The sequence below is a fragment of the Bacteroides sp. 14(A) genome, from assembly GCF_000526555.1.
Classification (GTDB): domain Bacteria; phylum Bacteroidota; class Bacteroidia; order Bacteroidales; family Bacteroidaceae; genus Bacteroides; species Bacteroides cellulosilyticus.
On sequence record NZ_JAGH01000001.1, the window covers coordinates 1,028,134 to 1,053,624 of the forward strand.

Annotated in this window: 20 protein-coding genes and 1 riboswitch; of the genes, 5 read left to right on the forward strand and 15 right to left on the reverse strand. The window is 43.3% G+C overall.

The window, feature by feature from the left end:
- Positions 1 to 9 precede the first annotated feature (9 nt).
- Complete coding sequence (locus K429_RS0103525; protein ID WP_007218980.1) at positions 10 to 1,287, reverse strand: IgA Peptidase M64; 1,278 nt, start codon at positions 1,285 to 1,287, stop codon at positions 10 to 12.
- A gap of 253 nt (positions 1,288 to 1,540) precedes the next feature.
- Here K429_RS0103525 and K429_RS0103530 point away from each other — a divergent pair, with 253 nt between their 5' ends.
- Positions 1,541 to 2,017, forward strand: a complete 477-nt coding sequence (locus K429_RS0103530; protein ID WP_007210403.1) for an Lrp/AsnC family transcriptional regulator — start codon at positions 1,541 to 1,543, stop codon at positions 2,015 to 2,017.
- Positions 2,018 to 2,020: 3 nt separating this feature from the next.
- Here the strand turns inward: K429_RS0103530 and K429_RS0103535 are convergent, their stop codons facing one another.
- From K429_RS0103535 to K429_RS0103560, 6 genes are all read right to left on the reverse strand, one after another.
- On the reverse strand, positions 2,021 to 2,509 hold the full coding sequence (locus tag K429_RS0103535) for a dihydrofolate reductase (protein WP_025726061.1): 489 nt from the start codon (positions 2,507 to 2,509) through the stop codon (positions 2,021 to 2,023).
- Between the two features lie 18 nt (positions 2,510 to 2,527).
- Complete coding sequence (locus tag K429_RS0103540; protein ID WP_007210405.1) at positions 2,528 to 3,322, reverse strand: thymidylate synthase; 795 nt, start codon at positions 3,320 to 3,322, stop codon at positions 2,528 to 2,530.
- 126 nt (positions 3,323 to 3,448) lie between these two features.
- Positions 3,449 to 4,633, reverse strand: a complete 1,185-nt coding sequence (cls, locus tag K429_RS0103545; protein ID WP_255347626.1) for a cardiolipin synthase — start codon at positions 4,631 to 4,633, stop codon at positions 3,449 to 3,451.
- A 223-nt stretch (positions 4,634 to 4,856) separates the two neighbouring features.
- Complete coding sequence (locus K429_RS0103550) at positions 4,857 to 5,186, reverse strand: DUF5056 domain-containing protein (protein WP_007218983.1); 330 nt, start codon at positions 5,184 to 5,186, stop codon at positions 4,857 to 4,859.
- On the reverse strand, positions 5,170 to 5,718 hold the full coding sequence (locus tag K429_RS0103555) for an RNA polymerase sigma factor (protein WP_007210408.1): 549 nt from the start codon (positions 5,716 to 5,718) through the stop codon (positions 5,170 to 5,172). Before K429_RS0103555 ends, K429_RS0103550 begins: the two co-directional genes overlap by 17 nt.
- Positions 5,715 to 6,350: a DUF6249 domain-containing protein gene (locus K429_RS0103560; RefSeq protein WP_007218984.1), complete on the reverse strand. Its 636-nt coding sequence runs from the start codon at positions 6,348 to 6,350 to the stop codon at positions 5,715 to 5,717. Before K429_RS0103560 ends, K429_RS0103555 begins: the two co-directional genes overlap by 4 nt.
- Positions 6,351 to 6,677: 327 nt before the next feature.
- Here K429_RS0103560 and K429_RS0103565 point away from each other — a divergent pair, with 327 nt between their 5' ends.
- The 3 genes from K429_RS0103565 to K429_RS0103575 all read left to right on the forward strand — a co-directional run bounded on the left by K429_RS0103565 (position 6,678) and on the right by K429_RS0103575 (position 11,070).
- Positions 6,678 to 7,013 carry a hypothetical protein gene (locus K429_RS0103565; protein ID WP_007210410.1) on the forward strand — a complete coding sequence of 112 codons (336 nt, stop codon included), beginning with the start codon at positions 6,678 to 6,680 and terminating at the stop codon, positions 7,011 to 7,013.
- Between the two features lie 45 nt (positions 7,014 to 7,058).
- Positions 7,059 to 9,482, forward strand: a complete 2,424-nt coding sequence (locus K429_RS0103570) for a TonB-dependent receptor (protein ID WP_025726063.1) — start codon at positions 7,059 to 7,061, stop codon at positions 9,480 to 9,482.
- Between the two features lie 142 nt (positions 9,483 to 9,624).
- Entirely contained in the window at positions 9,625 to 11,070 is a 1,446-nt protein-coding gene (locus tag K429_RS0103575; protein WP_025726064.1) for an rRNA cytosine-C5-methyltransferase, read from the forward strand.
- 528 nt (positions 11,071 to 11,598) lie between these two features.
- On the opposite strand, the gene K429_RS0103580 is transcribed toward K429_RS0103575, so the two are convergent.
- The 5 genes from K429_RS0103580 to K429_RS0103600 all read right to left on the reverse strand — a co-directional run bounded on the left by K429_RS0103580 (position 11,599) and on the right by K429_RS0103600 (position 18,051).
- Positions 11,599 to 12,600 carry an ABC transporter ATP-binding protein gene (locus K429_RS0103580; protein WP_025726065.1) on the reverse strand — a complete coding sequence of 334 codons (1,002 nt, stop codon included), beginning with the start codon at positions 12,598 to 12,600 and terminating at the stop codon, positions 11,599 to 11,601.
- A complete protein-coding gene (locus tag K429_RS0103585) occupies positions 12,600 to 13,640 on the reverse strand; it encodes an iron ABC transporter permease (RefSeq protein ID WP_025726066.1) in 1,041 nt (346 codons plus the stop codon). The genes K429_RS0103580 and K429_RS0103585 overlap by 1 nt, the downstream gene beginning before the upstream one ends.
- 5 nt (positions 13,641 to 13,645) lie before the next feature.
- Positions 13,646 to 14,749, reverse strand: coding sequence for an ABC transporter substrate-binding protein (locus K429_RS0103590; protein ID WP_231501803.1), 1,104 nt, complete (start codon positions 14,747 to 14,749; stop codon positions 13,646 to 13,648).
- A gap of 118 nt (positions 14,750 to 14,867) precedes the next feature.
- Complete coding sequence (locus tag K429_RS0103595) at positions 14,868 to 15,989, reverse strand: DUF5074 domain-containing protein (RefSeq protein ID WP_007210416.1); 1,122 nt, start codon at positions 15,987 to 15,989, stop codon at positions 14,868 to 14,870.
- A 34-nt stretch (positions 15,990 to 16,023) separates the two neighbouring features.
- Positions 16,024 to 18,051 (reverse strand): TonB-dependent receptor domain-containing protein, encoded by a 2,028-nt coding sequence (locus tag K429_RS0103600; protein WP_052340626.1) that lies wholly within the window; start codon positions 18,049 to 18,051, stop codon positions 16,024 to 16,026.
- A gap of 49 nt (positions 18,052 to 18,100) precedes the next feature.
- Positions 18,101 to 18,304: riboswitch (cobalamin riboswitch) on the reverse strand.
- 102 nt (positions 18,305 to 18,406) lie between these two features.
- Here K429_RS0103600 and K429_RS0103605 point away from each other — a divergent pair.
- Positions 18,407 to 19,648, forward strand: a complete 1,242-nt coding sequence (locus tag K429_RS0103605; protein WP_025726069.1) for a serpin family protein — start codon at positions 18,407 to 18,409, stop codon at positions 19,646 to 19,648.
- Between the two features lie 90 nt (positions 19,649 to 19,738).
- Here the strand turns inward: K429_RS0103605 and K429_RS0103610 are convergent, their stop codons facing one another.
- The 3 genes from K429_RS0103610 to K429_RS0103620 form a co-directional block, all read right to left on the reverse strand.
- Complete coding sequence (locus K429_RS0103610; protein ID WP_025726070.1) at positions 19,739 to 20,944, reverse strand: TolC family protein; 1,206 nt, start codon at positions 20,942 to 20,944, stop codon at positions 19,739 to 19,741.
- Positions 20,922 to 24,062, reverse strand: a complete 3,141-nt coding sequence (locus tag K429_RS0103615) for an efflux RND transporter permease subunit (RefSeq protein ID WP_025726071.1) — start codon at positions 24,060 to 24,062, stop codon at positions 20,922 to 20,924. The genes K429_RS0103610 and K429_RS0103615 overlap by 23 nt, the downstream gene beginning before the upstream one ends.
- Positions 24,063 to 24,221: 159 nt before the next feature.
- Positions 24,222 to 25,478, reverse strand: coding sequence for an efflux RND transporter periplasmic adaptor subunit (locus K429_RS0103620; protein ID WP_025726072.1), 1,257 nt, complete (start codon positions 25,476 to 25,478; stop codon positions 24,222 to 24,224).
- Between the last annotated feature and the right edge of the window lie 13 nt (positions 25,479 to 25,491).

The following is a 25,491-nucleotide window of genomic DNA, read 5'->3' on the forward strand; positions in this document are numbered from 1 at the left end:
TTTCTCTTATTATTTGGTATAAAAATCAATGAGTCTTTGCAGTGATCGTTGGCATACCGGGCAGAATGTTGGATATTCATTGGTGCGCATGCGGCAGTTATCAGCGGGACGGAATATGCCTTTGGCTGAATATCCACCTCCTTCATATACTCCTACCGGATACTTTGCCTGTTCGTTGACAGGGGTAGGAATAGGAGTACCTTTAATGAGCATATCTTCCCATTTAGAAGCGAAATCGATACGGGTACTTATATTTTGTTCCCAAGGTTCTATATCCAATGGGTAGGTATCTGTCATGACATCATCGTCGTAGAAATATTCATCGGCCAACCCTCCGAAACTGTGTCCGAACTCGTGTACAACTACCGGACGGAACATTGGGTGATGAGCTGTAGTCAGGGTATAAGCATTATAGATGCCACCACCTCCATACTCTTCAGTATTGGCAAGAATAATAATGTGTTCATATGGTATTCCTGCCAAAGCATCGTGTATGGATTTGACACGACGGGTAGTCAGATAACGGTCAGAATAGAATGTACTGAAATGGGAACTAAAGGCTGTATGTTTCCATTCTCCCAAACGGGGAACACTTACCCCTGTGTCATCAGATGGGCTGGCAACAGCTACAATATTGAAGCGATCTTTCATACTCTTGAACGGTTCGTGTGAGAATAGGCTTTCACAGGCGATTTCCGCATCCTGATAGAATACGTTCATTTCTGCAGGAGTATATCCTTCGGCAAGAATGGCCACGTCGATGCACTTGTCAGTTTCACCATTCTTTAGCAGATATTTATGTGGAGTGATGTGTGCAGTTCCTTTCTGATGAATAAGTATATCATCGGGGCGTACAGTGTGCGTCAGATGTGTACGCACTTCTTTTCTCGGGCTTAACAGGGTGATCTCTATTTCCACAGGACGGAGCGGGTAAGGCAGTAAGAAGGTATTTTCAAATCCTTTGGTGACAGCCTTGGCTTCGTCCGTTTCCAGCCACTCTTGAAAGAGGGAAGAGAAAGAAGTAGTATAGATTGTCTTTCCACTTTCCAAATCCTTCATGATGATTTGTCCATTACCTTGCAAAGGTAATTCAGCTAAATGATGACGCCTTCCGGCCCATGATGGAAGTACGGACAGTTCATCCAGACATACATTCTGGCGGGCGGCATTTCCTGTAAAGATATAATCAATACGCAATGTTTTATCGGCAAAATACTCAGTGTAGTTTTGCGCATGGCCTATTGTAACCATCAGTAAGCACAATGCAAGTACAAGATATTTTTTCATAACAATCTAATTTTGTAGTTATAGGCAAAGATAATGCAAATTGAGCGCAGAACTTTCATGCTCGCATGAAAAAGTTATGCCGAGATGCAGCTTATCTTCTTTTCACCCTGTTTATCGTAACTGTGGGTTTATTCATTTTTTAGCAAGAAAAGTAATAAATCGTATTTTTATTGGGAAAAATTTCGCTAACTTTGCACATTATCGTATGAGAATACGGTGAAGCAATCGTTATTTATTAATCATAAAATTAGAAATGGGACATCATCAATTGGATACTTTAGACGAGCAAATACTGAAATTGATTGCAGATAATGCCCGTATTCCTTTCCTGGAAGTGGCGAGAGCTTGCAATGTTTCCGGTGCAGCCATACATCAACGCATACAAAAATTGACGAATTTAGGTATCTTGAAAGGTTCGGAGTACGTCATCGATCCGGAAAAAATAGGTTATGAGACTTGTGCCTATATTGGCATTTATCTGAAAGATCCGGAATCTTTTGACGCAGTGACAAAGGCACTTGAAGCTATTCCCGAAGTTGTGGAATGTCACTTTACGACGGGTAAATATGATATGTTTATTAAACTTTACGCACGCAATAACCACCATTTGCTGAGCATTATCCACGATAAATTACAGCCGTTGGGGTTAGCGCGCACAGAAACACTAATATCCTTCCATGAAGCCATAAAACGGCAGATGCCAATCATGGTGGAGATGGATGAAGATTAGGAATTACTTACGGATATAATCCACAAATGCATAAGGGCAGGGATGTTTCTCGTCAACAAGATGAGATTCCCTGCTTTTTTCATGCCATATTGCGGACTCTACGGCAGGGAAGTAAGCATCTACCTGAGGTGCTTCGGCATCGATTTCCGTCAGGCAAAGCATGTCTGCCAATGGCATTGCCTGTTTATATACACTTGCTCCGCCGATAATATATACTTGTTCCTCAGGCTGACAGCTTTGCAAAGCTGCTTCAAGGGTAGGGAATACTTCTGCACCGGGACATTGAGTCGCAGGATTAGATGAAAGCACCACATTCCTTCGGTTGGGCAGTGCGCCTTTAGGCAGGGACTCGAATGTTTTTCTTCCCATGATGATGGTGTTTCCTGTGGTCAATGCCTTGAAACGTTTTAAGTCATTGGGAAGCCAGAATAATAATTTATTTTGGAAACCGATTCCTAAGTTGCGATCTACGGCGGCGATGATACTAATCATGATTGGATATATGATTTGTTAAACAGAAACTTTACCTGCTATATGCGGATGCGGATCGTAATTTACCAATTCGAAATCTTCATATTGGAAGTCGAAGATGCTCTTCACATCCGGGTTTATCTTCATTTGCGGCAACGGACGTGGTTCGCGGGAAAGTTGCAGTTTGACCTGCTCCAGATGATTCAGATAAATGTGCGCATCACCGAGTGTATGAATGAAATCCCCTGCTTTCAGTCCGGTCACTTGTGCCATCATCTGCAACAGCAGAGCATAAGATGCAATGTTGAAAGGTACACCGAGAAAAATATCCGCACTTCGTTGATAGAGTTGGAGACTCAACCGTCCGTTTGCCACATAGAATTGAAAGAAAGCATGACAGGGAGGAAGATTCATATTGTTAATATCTCCCACATTCCAAGCGCTGACAATGATGCGGCGGGAATCCGGATTATGAAGAATTGTTTCTACAGCCTCACTGATCTGATCGATGGAACCACCTTTGTAATCAGGCCAGGAACGCCATTGATAACCGTAAATATGTCCCAGATCACCGTTCTCATCCGCCCATTCGTTCCAAATGCGAACACCATGATCTTGCAGATACTTGGCATTGGTATCTCCATTCAGGAACCATAGCAATTCATATATAATCGATTTCAGATGCAGTTTTTTGGTGGTGAGGCAGGGAAAGCCATCCTCCATATTGAAGCGCATTTGATGTCCGAATACGCTGATTGTACCGGTTCCGGTACGGTCTTCCTTGTGTACGCCCTCGGTTAATACCCGATTGAGCAAGTCTAAATATTGTTTCATGATTGCAGATTACGAATTAAAAACAACAAAAGGGACAATCTTTTTTTTGCCTCGCCAAAGGTAACTAAACTTCGGCAGATAGCATAGAATAATTTTCAATTAAAAATTAGAGGAACGGTGGTATAATTAAAGGAACGGTGTCATTAAGTTACCCACCCAACCTACAAACTTCTTCCATCCTGAACGCTTTTTCCAAACTTCGGGAGTCAATAGCGTACTATTCTTTTTATCCCGTTCAAACATATCATTCAACTGGTGAGTGATTGTAGGATCGAAAATAAACGCATTCGTTTCAAAGTCATATCGCAGACTGCGGCTATTCAGATTGGCTGTACCCACAGTACAGAAATTCCGGTCTACCATCATAATCTTGGAATGGTGGAAGCCTCCGTTAAAGAGATAAACTTTTGCCCCTTTCTTCATCAGCTTGTGTACGATATAGAAGGATGCTTCCGGGGTGAAAGGAATATCAGAAACGGCAGGTATCATGATTTCCACTTCAGTACCTTTTTTTAATGCATATTTAATGGCCTTCCGGATGGATTTGGTCGGTACAAAGTAGGGGTTCACAATCTGTATGCTGTGTTGCGCAGCTCCAATGGATGCTGCATAAGCGTGACTGATGGAGCGGGGAGTTTCCCTCGGTGTACGGTCTACTATGGCTATTTCTTCGGCTATACTGTCGGGGAGTTGCGATATATCCGGAAAGTAAACAGGGCCACCGACGTGCTGTTTAGTCTCCTGGTTCCACATCGTGAGGAAAATACCTTGCAGATAGCGCACGGCATCTCCTTCAATACGCATGTGCATGTCGTGCCATTGACCGATTTTGGGCAGTCCCGTAATGTAATAGTCGGCTATATTCATACCACCGGTATATCCTATTTTGCCGTCAATCACTACGATTTTCCTATGATCTCGATGCATGGCATGATTGATCCATGGGAAGGTGATCGGGTCAAATTTCACTATTTCAATGCCCCGGTCACGGATTGCTTTCAGGTGATGTTTCTTTAATGGTTTGTTATTAGACCAGTTACCGAAAGCGTCGAAGAGAGCACGGACTTCCACACCTTCCTGTACTTTTTCAGCCAGTAAGTCGAATAGGGCATTGGCTATGGAGTCATTGCGGAAATTGAAGTATTCCAGATGAATGTGATGTTTGGCGTGGCGTATTTCTTCGAAGAGATCCAGAAACTTCTCCCGTCCGCTCATCAGAAGCTTTACTTCATTGTTGGCGGTAACCGGAATGCCTTGTTGTTGTAGATAATGCATCACGAGCGAGTCACTGGTGGCGACTTGCGCGTGAATATTTCCTATAAAGAATAATGCAGATGATAATATGATGAATAATATTCTTCTCAAAACTTCTTACGCTTAGTTAGTTTTTCTAATTGAGTCGACAAAGATACAATTTATTGATGAGAAATGTTTGCTCAGTTAAAAAAAATTAGCCCTTGACCTGCAAAATGCAGGCAAGGGCTAACTAAATTATTATAAGGGCAAACGGATTTATTGCAAGAATAAATGAGCTTTATGCTAAAGAACAAATCTTGCGATATCCTAAGTAGACCAATACTACTGCCACTATAATCAGTGATTTGGGATCGAGTTCCGCTGCACCGCTTTGTATGGCGCTGGTGAAAGTTTCGCGTAAGGCCCCCAGCACAAGCTGCAAGCCGTCGAGAACAAAGAACAACACTACGGCAAGCGTAAAACAGAACAAGCTCCACAACTGCGAAATCCGGTAATACCGGTTGGGTAGGTGGTGCATCACGCGGCGGCTGAAGCCGTTATCTTCTATCTCTTTCCGATTGTCAGAGAAGAACTGCTGCAAAAGTTTATCATCAGTTGTTTCCGTCATAACCATTTTGTTTTAAGTAGGTAGCCATTTTTTCTTTCGCCCGCGAGAGGTGGCTTTTGACTGTTCCCGCCGGGCATCCCGTGATACCTGCAATCTTTTCGATGCTCTGATCTTCCATGTAGAACAAGGTGATACAGGTTCGTTCCATTTCTTTTAGTGTCGCTAGCGCCCGGTAAACGTCCATCTGTTGTCCTACGTCATCTTGGCTGGTGTTCCAGCGGGTATCCACTTCCCGGGTGTCGAGGTCGGCTGTCTCTTTCCGACTGCGAAGATAATCATAAAATACATTATATGCAATACGGTAGAGCCAGGTGGAGAAATTGGACAGGTTTTTGAATGAAGCCAGGTTGGTGTAGGCTTTGATAAACGTGTCCTGCGCCAGGTCGTCACTCAACTCGTTGTCGCCGCAAGTCAGGTTGAGGAAGAACCGTCGCACGGGCGACTGGTACTTTTTCACCAACTGGTCGAAGGCCCTGGTGTTGCGAAACACCACGACCTGTGCGACTAACGATATGTCATTGAGTTGGCTCATCTCTCCCGGTTGTTCTTTTTATTAGAGTCTTGCGTATAATAGATAACTAATTGTCCGAATCCGGTGAACATGATCAGCAGCCCGACACAACCTACTCCAAAGTTCTCGGTAATGGCCCAGAGGAAGATGAATAATCCGATGCCAATGAAGATGTTTTTGATACCTTTGGTACGGATATCTTCTGTTTTCTCCGCATTCTTGAAGAAGTCTTCAGGCAGTTGTTGCCCACTCGAAAGTGCTTGTTCTGCAAGGCGGTATTTGGCTTTTCGATTTTTGTAATTGAAGAAGAATACCGTAAAGACGATGAGTAGCGGCAGACCGAAGATGAAGACGATGGCAGTAACTGAAATGATGGTTTCAGAGGTTTTGCCATCTAAATCGAAGTCCCAGTCCCAACCACTGCCGTTGTGGCGTTTCCATCCTTTATCACTTTTGCTGTCTGAACTACTGCCTTCGTAGGTCATGATGCTGAGCGTATCGGTTACTGTCTTTCCGTCGATGGTAGTATCGCGCAGTTCGATCACGCGCTTTTTGTTCCCCAGACTGTCGTTTTCTGTAACCGTTCTGTTTTTTGCCTGTACCAGTGAACATAATGTCATGGCGGCGATGAGTGCTAAAATTATCCGTTTCATAATCATATTTTGTTTTATCTTTTATTGTTTCTTTGTGTATTAGACGTATCATGCCAGTTAGAAAGTTGCAAAGAGACGATATTTTTTTTAGAAAATCGGTATTATCTGAAAATATTTGCAGATATTTTAGATGTAAAGGGGGGATGGTGGGATTGATTCATTCATAACCGAAAAAAATGGATCACTTTTATTTAATAATAATGTAATATCAGACTTCTTGTACTCATAAGATGTAGGTATTTTGCTCTATATCCGGTTAAAACAACTAAATCCGGTTGCTTCTTATTGTAATTAGTGCTACTTTCGCAAATCTATATTAAAACGCTTTTGGAGAAGTTACGGAATATATTGAAATGGTTCCTTCCTTTATTATTTATCGCATATTTAGGAGGTATTACACTATTTACTCACTCGCATGTGGTAAATGGGGTAATTATTGTACATTCCCACCCGTTCAAAGGTGAACATAGCCATACGGAAGCGCAGGTTGAAACGATATTCTTCCTTTCTTCTTTTGTAGCTTCTTCTCTACCGGCTATTCTTTTTGTCGCATCGGCTTTCCTTATTTTATTGCGTGTACTGAGTGTTCCAGCTGTAGAACATACCAAGTGCGTGCGAGTTCGTTGCGGCATCAGTCTGCGTGCACCACCTGTAGTTCATTGACAATAGAAATTCCCCTTATTAAAATCCATTAAAAATTAGAACTACATGAAAAAATATATCTTTTTCGTGGTGGGAGTGATGTGTACATTGCTCTCCCACACCGCTTATGCAATTGATTTAAATAAATCTGACGCCAATATTATTGGCCACGTATTAGAGAAAAAAACAGGAGAACACCTTCCTTATATGACAGTAGCCCTGAAAGGGACCACTATCGGAACTATGACCGATGGTACCGGACATTATTTTCTGAAGAACCTTCCGGAAGGTGAGTTCATACTCTCCGTCAGTGCCGTAGGTTATAAACCACAAGAACGAAAAGTAACCCTTAAACGAGGCAAGACGCTGGAAGAAAACTTCGAACTGGAAGAAGATATGGTAGCCTTGGACGGCGTAGTTGTTACAGCCAATCGTAATGAAACCGCTCGCCGACTGGCACCTACCTTGGTAAAAGTTGTTACTCCGAAACTATTCGACATGACCAATTCGCATACCTTGTCGCAAGGTCTCGTCTTCCAGCCGGGCGTGCGTGTAGAAAACGATTGCCAGAATTGTGGTTACTCACAGGTACGTATCAATGGTATGGACGGGAAATATACACAGATACTGATTGATTCCCGTCCCATTTTTTCTGCACTGGCGGGTGTTTACGGTTTGGAGCAGATTCCCGCTAATATGATAGAGCGTGTGGAAGTGGTACGTGGAGGCGGTTCGGCTCTTTTCGGCTCTTCGGCCATTGCCGGAACAGTGAATATCATTACGAAAGAACCTCTCCGCAACTCAGGTTCGTTTGCCCACTCTATCTCCAATTTTGATGGCTCCGGTTCGTTTGACAATAATACTACGCTTAACCTTTCCCTGGTATCTTCGGATAACAAAATGGGAGCTTACATCTACGGGCAGAACCGCCACCGTTCGGCATGGGATTCCAACGGTGACAGTTTTTCCGAATTACCCAAATTGAAGAACCAGACAGTAGGCGTGAACGCTTATTATAGGCTGAGCCCCTATTCCAAGTTAAATCTGGAATATCATCACATGGAAGAATTCCGTCGTGGCGGTAACCGCTTTGATCTGCCGCCTCACATTGCCGAAGATGCCAATCTGAATGGTTCCGGCGAACCCGGACTGGTGGAGCAGATCGAACATTCCATCAATACGGGCGGCTTGAAGTTCAGTGCCTTCTCCAAGGATCAGAAGCATGCGTTCAATGCATACGCCTCTGCCCAGCATATCGTGCGCGACAGTTATTACAGTGCCTATGGGCATACCACTGATTTCACCGGTGTATTGGGCGTTCAGTATATCTATCATTTTGATAAGCTCTTTTTTATGCCTTCCGACTTGACGGGTGGGGTAGAATTTAATCATGATAATCTGGACGACAAAGCAACGGATATGCAAAAATACCGGGATGCCGCTTTGGCGGAAGATCCCACCGCAACAGGAGACCGTCTGCAACAGTTGATTGATAAATATACACCCGATCCCTTGAAACAGATTGTGAACATTGCGAGTGCTTATGTGCAGAATGAATGGAAAAGCGAGCAGTGGAGTTTTCTGATAGGCGGACGTCTGGACAAGAATAGCATTATGAGCAAAGCCATTTTCAGTCCCCGTGCCAATATCCGCTACAACCCTACGCAGGACATAAATATCCGTTTCAGTTATGCTGAGGGTTTCCGTGCTCCGCAGGCTTTCGACGAAGATTTACATATAAGTAATGTGGGAGGCGAGTTGATTTCCATCGTTCGTGCTAAGGATCTGAAAGAAGAACGTTCGCGCAGTGTGAACGCTTCGATGGACTGGTATCATTACTTCGGTGATTTCCAGGCAAATTTGCTGATAGAAGGTTTCTTCACGAAACTCTCCGATCCGTTTGTACTGACAGCACCGGTAGAAGATCCGAACGGTAGTGGATATCTGATACAAACCCGTGTCAACGGTTCCGGTGCAAAGGTGTATGGTGGTACATTGGAAGGAAAGATCGCCTGGCGTGATAAAATCCAGTTGCAGGCGGGACTGACCGTGCAACGCAGTCTGTACGATTCTCCCGAGGAGTGGAGTGCAGACAAGGAACATTTGTCGGATGAAGAACGCCATAGCGACCGGATATTGCGTACTCCCGATGTTTATGGTTACTTTACTGCCACTTTCAATCCTACAAAAGCATTGTCGGTAGCCCTGAACGGTAATTATACCGGGCGAATGTATGTGCCTCATCTGATGTCTGAAGTAGATGGTACGGCAGACCTGTTGGTGAAGAGCCCGGATTTCTTCGAACTGGGTGCCAAGGTAGCTTATGATATAGATTTTTCCGGTATGTGCCTGCAATTCAATGTGGGAGTACAGAATATCTTCAACTCCTATCAGAAAGATTTTGATAAAGGAGCCACCCGCGATTCCGGTTACATTTATGGTCCGGGAGCGCCTCGTTCCTACTTTGCGGGAGTCAAGCTTAGTTTTTAGTGCCCGGCGGGTTTGCCTTGTATTGCCTTTTTATGTTACCTTTGAAGAAGATAAGCTGCATCTCAGCATAACTTTTTCATGCAAGCATGAAAGTTATGCATTCGATTTGCATTACCTTTGCGGACATAAAATAATTTGGCACATGGATTTACCCGTATCTTTTGCAGACCGTACCCGTCTCCTCCTGGGAGATGAAGAATATAATAAACTGGCTGACGCCTTAAATGGCGAACAGCCCGTAAGCATACGACTGAATGAAGAAAAACTACCCGATTCTTCATTCAGTCTTTTTCATACCTCTTCCGGGCGTGTGCCCTGGTCTTCCACAGGATTTTATCTCGACCGTCGGTTGACGTTTACCTTCGATCCGTTGTTTCATGCCGGATGCTATTATGTACAGGAGGCATCTTCCATGTTTGTGGAGCAAGCATTAAAGCAATATATCGGTGAAACGCCTTCCGTGATGCTTGACCTTTGCGCCGCTCCCGGTGGAAAATCTACCCATGCCCGCAGTGTATTGCCTGCAGGCAGCCTGTTGGTAGCAAATGAAGTGATCCGTAACCGTTCGCAAATCTTGGCGGAGAATCTGACGAAGTGGGGGCATCCCGGTGTCGTGGTAACCAATAACGATCCGGCAGACTTTGCTGATCTGGAAGGCTTCTTCGATGTCATATTGACCGATGTTCCCTGTTCCGGTGAAGGTATGTTCCGTAAAGATCCCGTTGCCGTCAGCGAATGGAGTCCGGAGAATGTGGAAATCTGCTGGCAACGTCAGCGACGTATCATCTCCGATATATGGCCCAGTCTGAAACCCGGTGGATTGCTTATCTATAGCACTTGCACGTATAATACGCAGGAAGATGAAGAAAATATCCGCTGGATGCGTGATGAATTCGGTGCAGAGATACTTCCGGTAGATGCTCCGGCAGCGTGGAACATTACCGGAAACTTGCTTGCTGGTGAAGATTTTCCTGTATATCGTTTTCTGCCTCACCGTACAAAGGGTGAGGGCTTTTTCCTTGCCGTACTTCGTAAACCGGAAGGAGAGACGGTACGAATCCGTTACAAATCCACTGTTTCCCAAGGAAAGAAGAAAGCTGGTGCCTCAGCATCTAAAACTAATGCCGGAGCATCTAAGGAACAATTATTGGCCGCCCGTGCCTGGCTCCTTTCGGCAGACGACTATGAGATTTCTGCAAATGGAATGAATATTGTGGCTTTCCCTAAAGAATATATATCCGGATTGTCCGTCCTCCAACAATCTCTTCGTGTCATTCAGGCAGGCGTTACCCTTGCCGAAGTGAAAGGCAAGGACCTGATTCCCAATCATGCCCTTGCTATGAGCACTGTGCAGGTTTCCGATGTTTTTCCTCGTGAAGAAATTTCGTATGAACAGGCTATTGCCTATTTGCGTAAGGAAGCGATTGTGCTTCCCGATACTGCTCCACGCGGTTATGTGCTGTTGACGTATAAGGATGTTCCTTTAGGTTTTGTGAAAAATATCGGTAACCGGGCTAATAATCTTTATCCGCAGGAGTGGCGTATCCGGAGTGGATACCTGCCGGATGAGATACTGGTGATGAAATAAAGAAATCATCCGGAATTTCAGTTGCGTGAGTTGGAAGTAGCAAATGCCCTTCCTCACTCTGTGTTTTTAGCATCTATATATCGGTGGTGTTGGATATATAGATGCAATACATTGGATATATAGATACAACACGTTGGACATATAGATGTTGCACATCCAATATATAGATACTCCCCGTCCGATATATACAGCTAATTCCCGGGAAAGTTTTAACTCATGCACTGGAAGTTTCAGATGAACCAAGTTTAAATACCTTTTGGGGCTTCCAGATCTTTCAGCCCTCACCGGATTTTCCTCGTTCATTGGTCTTTCGGCTGAAACTTCTTTTTACTTTTTTGTAAGATAATAGAAAAACATCATCTTTTCAGCTTACAAGAAGTTGGGAGTTTGTCAACAGGAAGTTAACTTCTTGTCGGCAAATTCCCAACTTCTTGTAAACAAAGAATTAATATTTTGTATTCTTTTGATTATCAGAAATAAAGCGTTAGTTGAAATCAGTGCGTTTGTATATAAATATCATTTCTTTTGTCAGACATTGGCAAGTAGTTGTTCGAAAGAGTGGAATTTGTATTCCTTTTCTTTATGCAGTCTGAAATCTTCGGCAGACAATACCTGTAAGTATGGCAAATCGACCGTCCCTGACGTAGAAATGGGAGAACAAGCATAGCCATGCCGGTTGAGTGCATTTGTTGTCCAGTGCAGCAATACTTCATCATTGGCTTCCACAATGATACAGCGGTTACTATCCACTTTGGGATAATATACTCCGTGCGCATAATCAAACCGGATATCGTTGCGGGAAAACAAGCCGTCCATCCGGTGACTTAGAATCATATCTTCCGTTACTCCACATTGCAGTCCGTTTTCTTTTGAAAGTAACCAAAGTTTATCTGCCAGTACCAATGCCTGCTCTATGTCATGGGTGGAAAGCAGGATTGCTTTCTTTTGTTCCACTGCCAGGCGATGAAGCAAAGTCATAATTTCGATGCGACTCACTACATCTAGGAAAGCTGTCGGTTCATCCAGCAGAATGAGCGGACATTCCTGTACCAATGCTTTGGCAATCATGACCTTCTGTCGTTCCCCATCTGATAGCTCTGCAGTATAACTGTGTGCTTTATGACTGATGCTTACAGCTTCCAGAGCCTCTTCAATGATGGAGTGATCCGTTTTGTTCAATCTGCCGAAGAATCCCGTATGAGGTTGTCGTCCCAGAGCTACCAACTCATATACAGTCAGTCCGCCTGCTTGTGTCTTGTCTGTCAGTACTACTCCGATGGTACGTGAACGTTCTTTTTCGGAATAGGCAGACAATGGCTTTTCCTGTACAAATAATTCTCCTGACAAGGCCGGTTGCGAAGCCGCCAAAGTGCGGAGCAGAGTTGATTTACCAGTTCCATTAGCTCCCAGAAGGCAGGTCAGTTCTCCGGGATAGAGCCAGAAGGAGAGATGTTCATGTATCCGTTTCTCTTGCTTTCCCTGGCGGTAGCCGATGCATAAATCGTTTGCGGTGATAACAGCTTTCTCCATCAGTTGAAGTATTGTATTTTACGTTGGTTGACAATGACATAAATGATAACAGGCGCCCCCAGCACAGGGGTTACCGCATTGAGGGGAATAATACCTGCTTCACCCGGAAGGATGCAGATCAGATTGCAGAGCAAGGCAATTACACCACCTGTCAGCAAAGTGACGGGAAGCAGTGAATTGTGATTGGACGTACCCAGCATCAGGCGGGAGATATGTGGAACGGCTAGGCCGATGAAAGCAACAGGTCCGCAGAAGGCGGTGGTGACGGCTGTCAGTAGTCCGGTGGCAATCAGTAACAGATTTCTTGTGCGACGGATGTTTACTCCTAAGTTTTCAGCATAGCGCGTACCCAACAGCAAGGCATTCAAGGGTTTGATAAGAAGGATGGAAAGTAACAAACCTGCCAGACAGAAAATGGAGAAATAGGGGAGTTGTTGCAATGAGACACCTCCGAAGTTCCCCATGCCCCATATCATATAAGAATGTACCCCTTCGGCAGTAGCAAAGAAATTAAGTAATGAAATAGCGGACGAAGTGATATAACCGATCATGATACCCGTAATCAGCAGCATGATGTTGCTTTTTATCAGTGTCGAAAAGAAAAGGATAAGTCCCATTACCACCATCGACCCGATGAAGGCACCGAGTATCACGGAAAAGAAACCGGATAAGGTAAATACTCCTGTAGCAATGCTTCCTCCACCGGCCAGCATCACCAATGCGACACCAAGACTTGCTCCTGAGTTAATGCCCAGGATGGATGGACCTGCCAGTGGGTTGTTGAATGCCGTTTGTAGCATCAGTCCCGAAGCTGCGAGTGCGGCACCACATAGTAATGCCGTGACGGCTTGCGGCAGACGGGACTCCCAGATAATAAAAACCCAGCTGGTTTTTTCTACTTCATTTCCTATGAGAGTATTCCACACAGCTCCGGCGGGGATATTGATTGAACCGAACCAGAGATTCGCAGCCATCAATACGAGAATGAGGACCGACAGTGCTATGCCATATATATATCCTTTTGCTTTCGTTCTTATCATCAGTTCTATTCTGATAGTTTTTTGTAATACCTCAGCTCATAGCCTTCCAACAGTGAAGGGTGAAATATTTTTATCAAATCTTTCAATAACCAGTCCGGATGGAAAGGCGTTTCTTCGTAAAAAGGAACCCGGTTGGTATTACATCCGTAGATGTTCCGTTCCTTGAAAGCACGGAAACCTGCATAAGGGGCAAATTCTTTTTCCAGTTCCTTGTATGTTTTATCTATAGGTTGGTTATAGCGTATCAGCCAGAAATCCGTTTGCTGACCTTTCTCAAAGATAACTTCGAAAGGATAGGGGAGCGAGCCGCTATGTGTATCTTCTCTGAAAATATAGTTGGCGCCTGCATCAGCGTATAGCCTGGCAATGGTGCTGTTGCCACCCGGAGTGTACCAGGTAGAGCTTGTTTTCAAATCACACATCACGGAGGGAGCAAAGGAGATGGGTTTTACTAATTCCTGCAAATCCTTATAGCTTCTTTCGACCGAAGCAAACATAGCATCTGCTTCCGCTTTTTTACCAAATAGTAGACCGTAGAAACGCATCCATTCGGCACGTCCCAATGAAGAGGTTTCCATATAGTCAGCACATTCAATGATGGGTACATTCAACTTTTCCACACGCCCGTATCCGCCGCTGTTTTCAAAAGGAGAAAGTAGGATGGCATCGGGGTGCAGGTCTATGATTCTTTCGATATTGGGGTTCATGCCATCACCTACATCGGTGATGGTTCCGTTTCGGCATCCTTCCTCGATTTCCGGTAGTTTGATGTACTTCAAGTCGCATACGCCACCAATACTATTTAAAGCACCGAGGTCTTTTAGCAAGCTGCAATGAACGGATGAGTAGATGACTACTTTACTAAGTGGGGTGCGGACAAGAGTACCTTGAGGCAGTTCTTGGGGTAACGGCTGCTTTTTGTCTACTAATACATAGGTGTGTAGTATCTTTGTTGTATCCCAGGGATTGCGTAGCTGTGCAACGATGTAATTTTCGTAATCTATCAGAGAGAGATTAGAAGAATAGTGCAGCGGGATGCTGTCTCCTTGTGCAGAGCCGGAAACAGTGCTGCTCTTTCCGCCGCAGGCGGAAAGAAGTAGTACTGTCATCCAAAGGGCATTGTATAGACTAATTTGTATATGAATACGTTTGAGTAGAAGCATTGTTTTAATATTACTTGTTTACAACAAGGTTTTTAGCATATGTTATAGCTAAATATTTATATAATTATAAGAATACTATGTTATTGGGATTTTGACCGCCACAATCGAATTTTTCTACAAATGTTCCATCCTTTTTGAAACGGTAAATATCTCCGTTACCATCTACGTAATGAGTGGTTCCGATATAAATATCACCATTTTTTTCATTTATTTCCATTACATAAATGCTTGCGCTGGATAGTTCTTCAGGTGCATTCTTCAGGAAATTGACCTCACTTAATTGTTTGGTGGATATGTTATAAGTGAAAAATGTATTTACTGTCGTGTAAGGATAGCTGGAATAGTCAGTATCCGAGTTGATTAAATACAATGTGTTTTCTGATGCTGCCATGTGTGTCGCGGCGGTGATACTTGTTACTTGATTGTTATTCTTAGGGTCTATTACTTGGAGTTCGTTTCCTTCATCTCCACCCCATATTAAAGAAGCCAATAGGAATATTTTGTCGTTTTTCTCTAACAGTTTATTCGGATTCCTTCTCACAGTAAGTGTATTTTTCAATTCCATAGTGTTGGCATCAATAACGAATACTTCATTAAAATATTCATAGGCACCTGTTTCTGTTACAGTATAGCAATTGGCAACATAAAGCAGTCCATCTTCTTCAGCAATACCTTCTAGATTTTTTCCTCCTTCAAAAGTTTTCACTCGTTCTAAAGTATTTGCATTCAGTTTGGATACTTTGCCGCCATATTGGGTCACATAAATATAACCATCGTCAGCAGTCATATAGCGCGGACTTCCTTCACTGCTGGAAAAAGCGAAGCGTTGTTGTTCCACACCGGCTGCATTTAATCTTGTAATATATTTGGAGCCGGAAACAATCACATAAATATAATCATTGTACACGATCATGTCTTGTCCTGTGTCTCCTAATTTTGCATTATTTTGTTTTTGAAAAATATCTGCGATAAAGTCTATTGTTTTATCCGGATCATAGAAAGAAATATTAGCGTTATTTAGGTTTAGACTTCCTTCATTTAAAATGAACACTCGATTCTGGGAAAGAGCTACTTTAGAGCCACTGTCATCTCGTTTTGAATCATTATCGTCGTCGCTGCAAGAGATAAAACTTGTACCGAGTGCCAATAGGCAGATAGCACTGAATAATAAAGATCTGATTTTCATAATTAATGGTATTTAATAGTGAATAATAATATTGTTAGAGTTGAACACTTACTGTTAATTTCCATGAACGTCCCGGCATAGGGTAGTATTTAATTACCTCATACTGTTTATTGGTTAAGTTAGTTACATCTGCTTGCAATCTTAGTTTGCAGTTACTTATTTTGAAGTTACGTGAGATAGTGAGAGTATGTTCTAAATACCCGTCAATTTCGTTTTCGGGTATATTTTGTGAAAGATAATAACGTTTCCCTACTCCCATCAGAGTATAACCTGCATTAAGCCATGGGGTCTCAATTGTAGCGGAGGCGTTTCCACTATGTTTCGGAGTATAAGGTAGCTGGTCTTTGTAATTTTTTGCTTCCGGATTGGTTAAGTCTATTGCTTCTTGTAGAGTATATCCACAGGAAAAATGTATTTCTGATCGATGAGTAAGCGGAAACTCTGTGGAAAGAGTAGCGTCCATACCTATGATACGTACTTTACCATAATTCTGCATTCTCCACACATAAGTGCTGGGGAAAGCAACTATTTTATCTGTAACCCTATTATAATATCCATCCAGTGTGATAGAACAATAATTCAGGAAAGTGAAAGGGGAACCACCGTAAGTGATGCCTATATTATATTCCTGCGCTTTTTCTGGTTTTAAATCCTTGTTACCACTTCGGAAATAGTAAAGGTCGTTGAAAGTTGGGGTACGGAAACAGCCCTTATACATGGCGCGGATGAAGAACAAATGTTCTTTCCATGGACGATAGTTCATACTAATGCTAGGACTAAGGCGATGCAGATCAGCGGGAGCACTTCCTTTTTTTACATGTTCTGAAATGTAAGTTCCAAGTATATGAGCCTGAACGGTCAGATGAGGGAAGGTGTATTTGCTGCTGAGTACTGTCAATGAGGTGTAGCGTGTGGGATAAGGGCAATCAGGCAAGGTATTATCTAAGGTGTTGATAACGCCATCCTGAGATAGAGAAAATGTCCAATTTTGTATTGGTTGATATAATAAGCTTGCAGAGAGATAATATTCTTTTTGAGTGTGTCGGTCAGTCACCTTGCCACTGTCATATTGGGAACCTTTATCTTGATAACGGTTATAAGCATAGTTATATTTTCCTTGTACCTGTAATGTCCACTCAGGTGAGAACGTTTTCTTCCATTGCGTCTGTAGGAAGAGATTTTCATCTACTAATCGTTCATTAGATTCCGGATTATATAAGATGACTGCACCGGGAAGCCCTCGTTTGGAATGATAGTAATAAGCTTTGGTATTCCAATGGTTACTGTCAGAGAATTGATGGAAAAAGTTTATTTCACCTTGGTAGGAAAAAATGTCTGAATTGTATCGCTTTTCTGTAGCAGTATGTTTCCCATTCTCTATTGTAAAAGGATACGTTCCATCTGAACGCAGGAAATTCCCATCAATAGTAAAGGCTGAGTTAGTTCCCACTTGTTGTTCCCAACGTGCGATGCTATTGAACAAACCGAAAGAACCTCCTTTAATTTGTCCGTGGAAATTGTGTTTTTTATTTGAAATGAATTTGGGTTGTTCTGTGACAATATGAAGTATCCCTGCGGAAGCATACATACGGGCTGATTGTAGAAGATTATCACTTTGTCCAATACTGAGTGAGAGTGTGGATATGTTATCAGTTGCAAAACGCCCAATATCAATTTGGCCTGCTTGGCTGTTGCTAACGGCTATTCCATCATAACTAACGGCTGTATGTGCTGCACCGAGATTACGAATAGAAATAGTCTTTAATCCTCCTAATCCACCATAGTCTTTCACGTTCACTCCACTAAAACGTTTTACGGCATCTGCTATACCTTGTAAGCCAAGTGCCTCAAAATCTTTGCGACTGAAAGATTGCGTTGGAGTTGCAGAAGTGATGCGGCTTGATATTTTTCGTCCTTTTACTGAAACTTCCGGAATGGCATGTACCTTTCCCGTAATGGAGTCTCCCGCCTGCTGTGCCTGTAAATTGACACAAAGGCAGCATGTGAAACAATATAAACAAAACTGTAGCCAGATGCATCGGCATGGATTATCCTTGATCATAACAAATAGCTGTAAAAATATAAGTATCTCATGCCCTTTCCTCGAAGGCATAAAATTTGATAGGTTTTGCAGGTCTTCTGACTTACTCCGGATTTACCGCCTTCCCACCGTGCGAATACCGGCAGTGGCATAGGTGATTGGTAAATCCTTGACAATGAGTTTACAGCAGCGGGACTGTTTGGGAGTTACACCCAATTCCCTTTTCATGAAGCATACCGAAAGGCATACTTCAACAAAACCGAAGGGCAAAGATAGGAAAGATTTATGTTTTATTTATTATAGGATGCAGTATTTCATAAATTTATGCATTTATTCTAACAGAGTAACTTAATAGAAAACTAATACTATAATGCTTATGCTAAAGAAAACTATTGCTGCGCTAAGCCTACTCAGTATCCTTGCAGCCTGTCAGAATGATGAGAATCCTTCTCAACCGGAACCTAAACCACGTCAAGACATCAATCTTACCCGTGCGGAACAAGAGTTTATGGACAAAGGTACAGACTTTGCTTTCCGTTTCTTCGATCAGGTGTGCAGTACCGAAAAAGAAAAACCGAATGTTTTTGTGTCTCCATTGAGTGCATCACTTTGTTTATCCATGATTACGAACGGGGCTACTGATAATACGCTTGCTGAGATGCAGGATGTATTAGGATTCCCTGCCAATACTTTCTCTCTTGATGATCTGAACAACTATAATCAAAAGTTAACTTCAGCTTTGTTGGATTTGGACAATACAACTCAACTCGGAATAGCTAATTCTATCTGGATAGAGGAAGGTTTTAAGGTTTATGACTCTTTTGTTGATGTAAATAAGAAAATGTACGATGCTCAGGTGCAAGAACTTGATTTCACATCTCCGACCGCCAAAGATGTGATAAACCAATGGTGCGCCACTCAGACTAATAATTGCATAAAAGAGGTTATTCAGGAAATACCTGCGGATGCTCGTATGTATCTGATTAATGCACTCTATTTTAAAGGTATCTGGAAAAGCCAGTTTGATAAGTCGGCTACTGGACAGGATAACTTTACCAATGTTGACGGCAGTCAGCAGAAAGTAGCTATGATGAACCAGACCGCAACGTTCAATTACACCCAGACTGATGATTTCTCTATTGCGGAATTACCCTATGGCAATGAAGCTTTTAGTATGGTGATACTGTTGCCATCTGGAGATAAGACCTTGGATGAAAGCTTACCCAGCCTGAATTATGAGAACTGGAAACAGTGGAGTAAGAATATGGCAGGAAAAGAACTACAAATTAAACTTCCTCGTTTTAAAGTAGAATATGACAAAGAGCTGGAAGAGGACATGATAGCTATGGGGATGAAAGATGCTTTCGATGCTTATAAAGCAAAGTTTGCCAATATGTCCGGTGCAGAATTATATATTGGCCTTCTGCAACAGTTTACTTATATAAATGTGGATGAGGAAGGTACCGAAGCGGCTGCGGTTACAGTAGGAGGAATGTTTGATAATGCTGTCGGTTTTCCTTCTCCTGTTCCCTTCTTTGTGAATCGTCCTTTTGCCTTTATGGTTAAGGAAAAGAGTACGGGAGCCATCCTCTTTATGGGAAAGATTACAGAACTATAGTTTGATATTTATAAAGAAAGCGAAGAATCAACTCCTTCAATTGTGGGAGCCGATTCTTCGCTTTACTTTTATGATACAAGAATAATATTTTTATAGCTTACTCTTGTATATCTGTGCCATTACCTTCTGATACTGATTTTCCAATTGAAGTAGATTCTGCTTACTTTGATAAATCACAGAAACTTCTACAAAATATTCTATCACACTGATTTGTCCACCGGTGAGAGCTTGCTTCAGTAATGCAAGATCTTGTTGTGAACTGAATGCCTCCCTGTACTCCTGGATGGAAGTCTGCAATGATTGTGCTTCGCTGTATAGTTTTGCCAAGGTTGCTTCGGCTTGGAAAGCAGCGTTCTCTTTCTGATAATCGAGGTTCAGAGATTGCGCTTTGGCTATTTTAACCTTATTACGATTCTCAAACAGCGGGAAGGAAAAGCCTACTACCACTCCATTAAATGGAGTACCGGACTCTGTATTACGGCGATATCCAAGTTCCAATTTAGGTAACCAACCTTGTTTGCTTGCAGAAATCTGTTTGCGGGCGGCAGCACTTTCACTGCTTAATGACAGCAAAGTCTGATCGGCTGCCAACACTTCCGAACGTAACTGTTCATAGTTGGTAGGAAGAAGGGGCAATGGATAGTCGTTGATGGAGCGGAAACTGCTCAGCTCATTATCTTGCAAAGACTGGTCTCCGTTGAGTGCAAAGAGAGATTTCCAGGCGTTATCAAGCGCAGTCTGATTGGTACGGAATTCTGTGCGTACATTCAGTAACTCCAGATTGATCTTATTTGTTTCCAATACATTGGCATCACCTGTCTCCAGACGTTTCTTATAGTATGCAGAGAGTTCCTCAGCCTGTTTCATACGTTCATTCAGAATCACTTGCTGGTGCTGCAACATGATGATGTCGAAACAAAGCTCTTTAGCTTGCAACAACAGTTGTTGACGGAAGGCGGCAGACTGCGCATCAAGCGCACCGGTTTTGAGCCGGTTTACTTTTCCGCGTGTAGCATACAAGGTCGGGAAATCAAAGCTCTGAGAAACAACAAGTTCACCTATCGTCTCACTCTTATCTTCCGATCCCCACAGATGGGCATACGAGAGAGTGGGATCAGGCAAATTGTTCTCCGACTTGTTCTCCAATTTCTGTGAAGTGATGAGTTGCGCATTGGCCTGCAACTCCTTATTGTTTGCTTCAATACGGTGCAGCACTTCGTCTATGCCGACCGATTGGGCACGCATTCCCGCATATAGGAAAAAAGTGATAAAACTAAATATGAGAATTCGTTTCATTGTTTGATATTGTTAATGGTTGTTTTTTAGGGTGCATCATCAGATAAACAATCGGAATGATGAAACCGTTCAGGAACGTGGAAGTTAAAAGACCACCAAGGATAACTTTCGCCATCGGACTTTGAATTTCATTACCCGGCAAATCTCCTCCCAGTGCCAATGGAATAAGAGCGAGAGCCGAAGACAATGCTGTCATCAAAATCGGATTCAAACGGTCCATTGAGCCACGGATTACGCTATCGTACACGTTTATTCCCTCTTCCTGTTGTAAATGGTTGTAGTGGCTGATCAGTAACATACCGTTTCGGGTGGCGATACCGAATAGTGAAATAAAACCGATAATAGCCGGAATACTCACCTCTCCCGTTGTCATCAACAAAGCAAACACACCACCGATCAATGCAAGTGGCAGGTTGATAAGTATGATTGCACTCTCTTTTACACTACGGAATTCATGATAAAGCAGTAAGAAGATCACCGCAATACTCATTAATGATGTGAGTAACAAAGTGCGGCTTGCTGCCTGTTCACTCTCAAATTGGCCACCGTATTCCAGATGATACCCTTCGGGCAATTTAATATCCTTGTCCACACGGGCCTGAATATCATTCACTACACTGCGCAGGTCGCGGTCGGCAACATTGGCAGAGATTACGATTTTTCGCTTCACGTTCTCGCGGCTGATCGTATTCGGTCCCATGGCAGAACGCACTTCTGCGATGTAGTTCAAAGGTATTTTCTTTCCGTCACTGGTATCTATCATCAAGTTGCGTATCTTCTCCATTTCGTCGCGAAGATCATCACGTACACGTACGGTAAGGTCGAAGCTTTTACCTTTCTCGTATACCTGTGATACGGTTTCACCAGCAAGACATACATTCACGAACTCAGAGAATTCCGGTAATGAGATACCGAACTTAGCCAGCATTTCCCGCTTGGGCGAAATGATAAGCTGAGGACGTTCTATTTGTTGTTCCACATTCAGGTCGGCAATACCCGGAATATCCTGGATGGCACCTTTGATTTCATTACCCAAGGTAAACATACGGTTCAGATCGTCACCAAACAGTTTAATTGCAATGTTGGCTTTCGTACCACTGAGCATAGCATCGATACGGTGGCTGATAGGCTGGCCGATTTCCACATTTGCTCCTACGATAGTACCTAACTTCTCGCGTACTTCGGCAACCAACTCACTACGTGAACGTTCTTTCAATTCGAACGGAGCTTCTATTTCCGAAACATTCACACCAAGTGCATGCTCGTCCAGTTCGGCACGTCCGGTCTTGCGGGCAACGGTTTGTATTTCGGGAATGCTGAGTAGCAATTCCTCTGCACGGTGTCCCATCTTGTCACTTTCTTCTAATGAGATGCCTGGTAAAGAAGATATGTTAATCGTAAACGAACCTTCGTTGAAAGGTGGCAGGAACGAACGTCCCAATGTGAAGAAACATACCAGAGCAACTACGAACAAACCGATTGTACTGCCCAGTACGATCTTCTTATGTCCCAGTACAAATGCCAATGCAGCACCATACCACTGTTTCATCTTGCGTGCTACGAACGAGTCGCTGCTCTCTTTCTGTTCCTTCTTCTTGTCTCTTCCTAAAAGATAGGAGCAAAGTACTGGTGTAACTGTCAATGCCACTACCGTAGAAGCTGCCAGTGCTACAATGAATGCAATACCCAGTGGAACCAGCATGCGGCCTTCCATACCGGTGAGGAAGAACAGTGGTACGAAACTGACTACGATAATCAGCGTAGAATTCAGAATAGGCATACGTACTTCTTTCGATGCGTTGAATACTACTTCCAGTATGGAAAGGCGTTCTTCCACAGGCTTCAACTTATTCTCGTGGAGTCGTTTATATACATTCTCCACGTCCACAATGGCATCATCCACCAGCGAACCGATAGCGATGGCAAGACCACCGAGGCTCATTGTATTAATTGTGAAGCCCATATAATGCAGCGTTACCAGTGAAGTAATCAATGAAAGCGGTAGTGTAACCAATGAGATCACCGTTGTACGTACATTCGCAAGGAATAGGAATAGGACAATCACAACGAAGATACCTCCTTCAAACAAGGACTTCTGTACGTTTCCGATAGAGCTTTCGATAAAGCGGCTCTGGCGGAAGATGTCTGTGCTGACTTTTACATCCGGTGGCAGGTTCTTCTGCAAGTCTTTTAAAGATGCTTCTAATTTATCCGTTAATTCCAGTGTGCTGGTGGCTGGTTGCTTGGTTACTGTTAACAGTACGGCGGATTTACCCCGTTCAGATGCTGTACCCAGTTTGGGTAACTTTGCTCCGATATGTACATCTGCAATGTCTTCCAGTAAGATAGGAGCATTCCCCGAAGCGGTTCCACCACGTACTACGGCACGTGCCAGTTGATCTACACGGTCGGTAGAAAGTACTCCACGCACAATGTATTCGTTACCATATTCATATAACACGCCACCGTTTGCGTTCAGATTCATTTCGCGGGTTACAGTCATGATTTCATTCAGCGTAACGCCGTAATGCCGCATCCGTTCCGGGTCTAATTGTATCTGATATTCCTTTATATCACCGCCAAGTACTGCTACCTGTGCCACACCGCCCGTAGAGAGCAAACGCGGTCGGATGGTCCAGTCGGCTATTGTACGCAGGTCGAGCATGGAGGTAGAGTCGGCCGTCAATCCGATAATCAGCATTTCACCCAGAATGGATGATTGTGGGCCCAGCGTCGGTTTACCTACACCGGTAGGCAGGCTTTCACTTACGACGGCCAACTTTTCGCTGACAATCTGCCGGGCCAGATAAATATCCGTATCCCAATCGAATTCTACCCATACTACAGAGAAGCCGTTGGTAGATGAAGAACGTACGCGGCGCACACCTGTTGCACCGTTCACTGCTGTTTCTACAGGAAATGTAACGAGTTGTTCCACTTCTTCTGCTGCCATACCGTTTGCTTCGGTCATGATAACAACCGTAGGTGCATTGAGGTCAGGGAATACGTCCACTTCCGTGTTCATGGCGGTGTAGGTTCCGCCTATCAGTAACAACACCGAGGCTACAAGTACCAGGATGCGGTTATGAAGTGAGAAATGTATGATCTTATTTAACACGATGATATATTTACTATTTTACTATTTACTATTTACTATTTACTATTTACTATTTGATACACCTTGTCTTTTACCATTTGACATTTACTATTCTTATCATCAGCTTCACGCATTGCGCAGCCAAATAGTAAATAGTAACTTGTCAAATAGTAAATAAGTTTAGTGTTCGTGACTGTGTGCCGGTATCGCATTCGTAGCGCTTGCCAGTTTCACTTGATAAGCACCTTCGGTTACCACGCGGTCTCCGGCTTTTACACCTGAGAGAATCTGTACGCTTTCACCGTTATCGGCTCCGAGAGTCACAAGTTGTTTCTTATATCCTTCTTCATCCAGTTGCAGGTAGACAAAGAAACTGCCTTGTTCTTCGGTCAATGCTGAATGGGGCAGGGATATTACGTTTTCTATAGGGGAAGACAATAAGAAGATTTCTACAAACGAACCGGGGATAATATCACCTTTGTTGTCGAACTCAAAGGTTACAGGTACGTAATATCCACCATCACCACCGGAAGCTTTGCCATAAGAGAGAAGACGCCCGTCTAAGTCTTTCAATGTATATACCTTATTATTATAAGGAGTGCAGAAGTTAGCAGAACCAATAGTACGCAGATATTGGTAATATTTCTCAGATACATCAGCACGCAGGAACAATTTGCGGTTTTGCGTAATGCTGACTAACGGTTGCCCTACGGCTACATAATCACCTTCTTTCACTAACAGGCTTTTTACATATCCGCTGATAGGAGAAATTACCGCTTGTCCACTTGCTGAACTATTTTTAGCTACGGCTTCATAGCTGATACGTGCATTTTCGTATGCTTGTTCCGCTTGAGCGAAATCTTTTTCAGAAACAATTTTATTTCCTACGAGGGCTTTCATGCGCTCATATTCTTTCTTGGAAACTTCATAAGCGATACGTGCCCGTTCTACGGGGTCACCATCCGCCATGTTCTTGGAAGATAATGTCACCAGTGGTGTACCTTTACTGACACTCATACCTTCGATTACCTTTCCACGGAAAGATACTACACCAGCTACGGTTGCTACAGCCACGCTCTCATCTCCTTGTGCTGCCATTACCTGACCGCTGGTTTTTATAACCTGATGGAAAATCCCCGGTTCTACAACATTGGATTTTACTCCGGCAGCCTGTGCTTTGGCAGTAGGCAGAATGATTTCGTCACTATGTCCGGCCGCTGTTTGTTCATCGTGGCTATGTTCATCGTGGCTATGTCCATCGTGGTTATGTTCGTCACCTTCGTGATTGTGGTCTTCGCCTTCATGATCATGATCACAACCTTCGTGCTCATGTTTTTCTGTTTCATGATTATGACCTTCGTGTCCGTCGCCGGATTTACTATTGCAAGAGCCTAACAGGAATAATCCCATGACTCCCATAAAAAGAATTTTTTTCATGATGATATTTTAA

Excerpts from the sequence above, each read along its gene's own strand:
- K429_RS0103585 (WP_025726066.1), bottom strand. The coding sequence starts at position 13,640 with ATGATAAGAACGAAAGCAAAAGGATATATATATGGCATAGCACTGTCG.
- K429_RS0103580 (WP_025726065.1), bottom strand. The coding sequence starts at position 12,600 with ATGGAGAAAGCTGTTATCACCGCAAACGATTTATGCATCGGCTACCGC.
- K429_RS0103575 (WP_025726064.1), top strand. The coding sequence starts at position 9,625 with ATGGATTTACCCGTATCTTTTGCAGACCGTACCCGTCTCCTCCTGGGA.
- K429_RS0103595 (WP_007210416.1), bottom strand. The coding sequence starts at position 15,989 with ATGAAAATCAGATCTTTATTATTCAGTGCTATCTGCCTATTGGCACTC.
- K429_RS0103540 (WP_007210405.1), bottom strand. The coding sequence starts at position 3,322 with ATGAAACAATATTTAGACTTGCTCAATCGGGTATTAACCGAGGGCGTA.
- K429_RS0103600 (WP_052340626.1), bottom strand. The coding sequence starts at position 18,051 with ATGATCAAGGATAATCCATGCCGATGCATCTGGCTACAGTTTTGTTTA.
- K429_RS0103530 (WP_007210403.1), top strand. The coding sequence starts at position 1,541 with ATGGGACATCATCAATTGGATACTTTAGACGAGCAAATACTGAAATTG.
- K429_RS0103570 (WP_025726063.1), top strand. The coding sequence starts at position 7,059 with ATGAAAAAATATATCTTTTTCGTGGTGGGAGTGATGTGTACATTGCTC.
- K429_RS0103560 (WP_007218984.1), bottom strand. The coding sequence starts at position 6,350 with ATGAAACGGATAATTTTAGCACTCATCGCCGCCATGACATTATGTTCA.
- K429_RS0103590 (WP_231501803.1), bottom strand. The coding sequence starts at position 14,749 with ATGACAGTACTACTTCTTTCCGCCTGCGGCGGAAAGAGCAGCACTGTT.
- K429_RS0103555 (WP_007210408.1), bottom strand. The coding sequence starts at position 5,718 with ATGAGCCAACTCAATGACATATCGTTAGTCGCACAGGTCGTGGTGTTT.
- K429_RS0103550 (WP_007218983.1), bottom strand. The coding sequence starts at position 5,186 with ATGACGGAAACAACTGATGATAAACTTTTGCAGCAGTTCTTCTCTGAC.
- K429_RS0103610 (WP_025726070.1), bottom strand. The coding sequence starts at position 20,944 with ATGAAACGAATTCTCATATTTAGTTTTATCACTTTTTTCCTATATGCG.
- K429_RS0103535 (WP_025726061.1), bottom strand. The coding sequence starts at position 2,509 with ATGATTAGTATCATCGCCGCCGTAGATCGCAACTTAGGAATCGGTTTC.
- K429_RS0103605 (WP_025726069.1), top strand. The coding sequence starts at position 18,407 with ATGCTAAAGAAAACTATTGCTGCGCTAAGCCTACTCAGTATCCTTGCA.
- K429_RS0103525 (WP_007218980.1), bottom strand. The coding sequence starts at position 1,287 with ATGAAAAAATATCTTGTACTTGCATTGTGCTTACTGATGGTTACAATA.
- K429_RS0103620 (WP_025726072.1), bottom strand. The coding sequence starts at position 25,478 with ATGAAAAAAATTCTTTTTATGGGAGTCATGGGATTATTCCTGTTAGGC.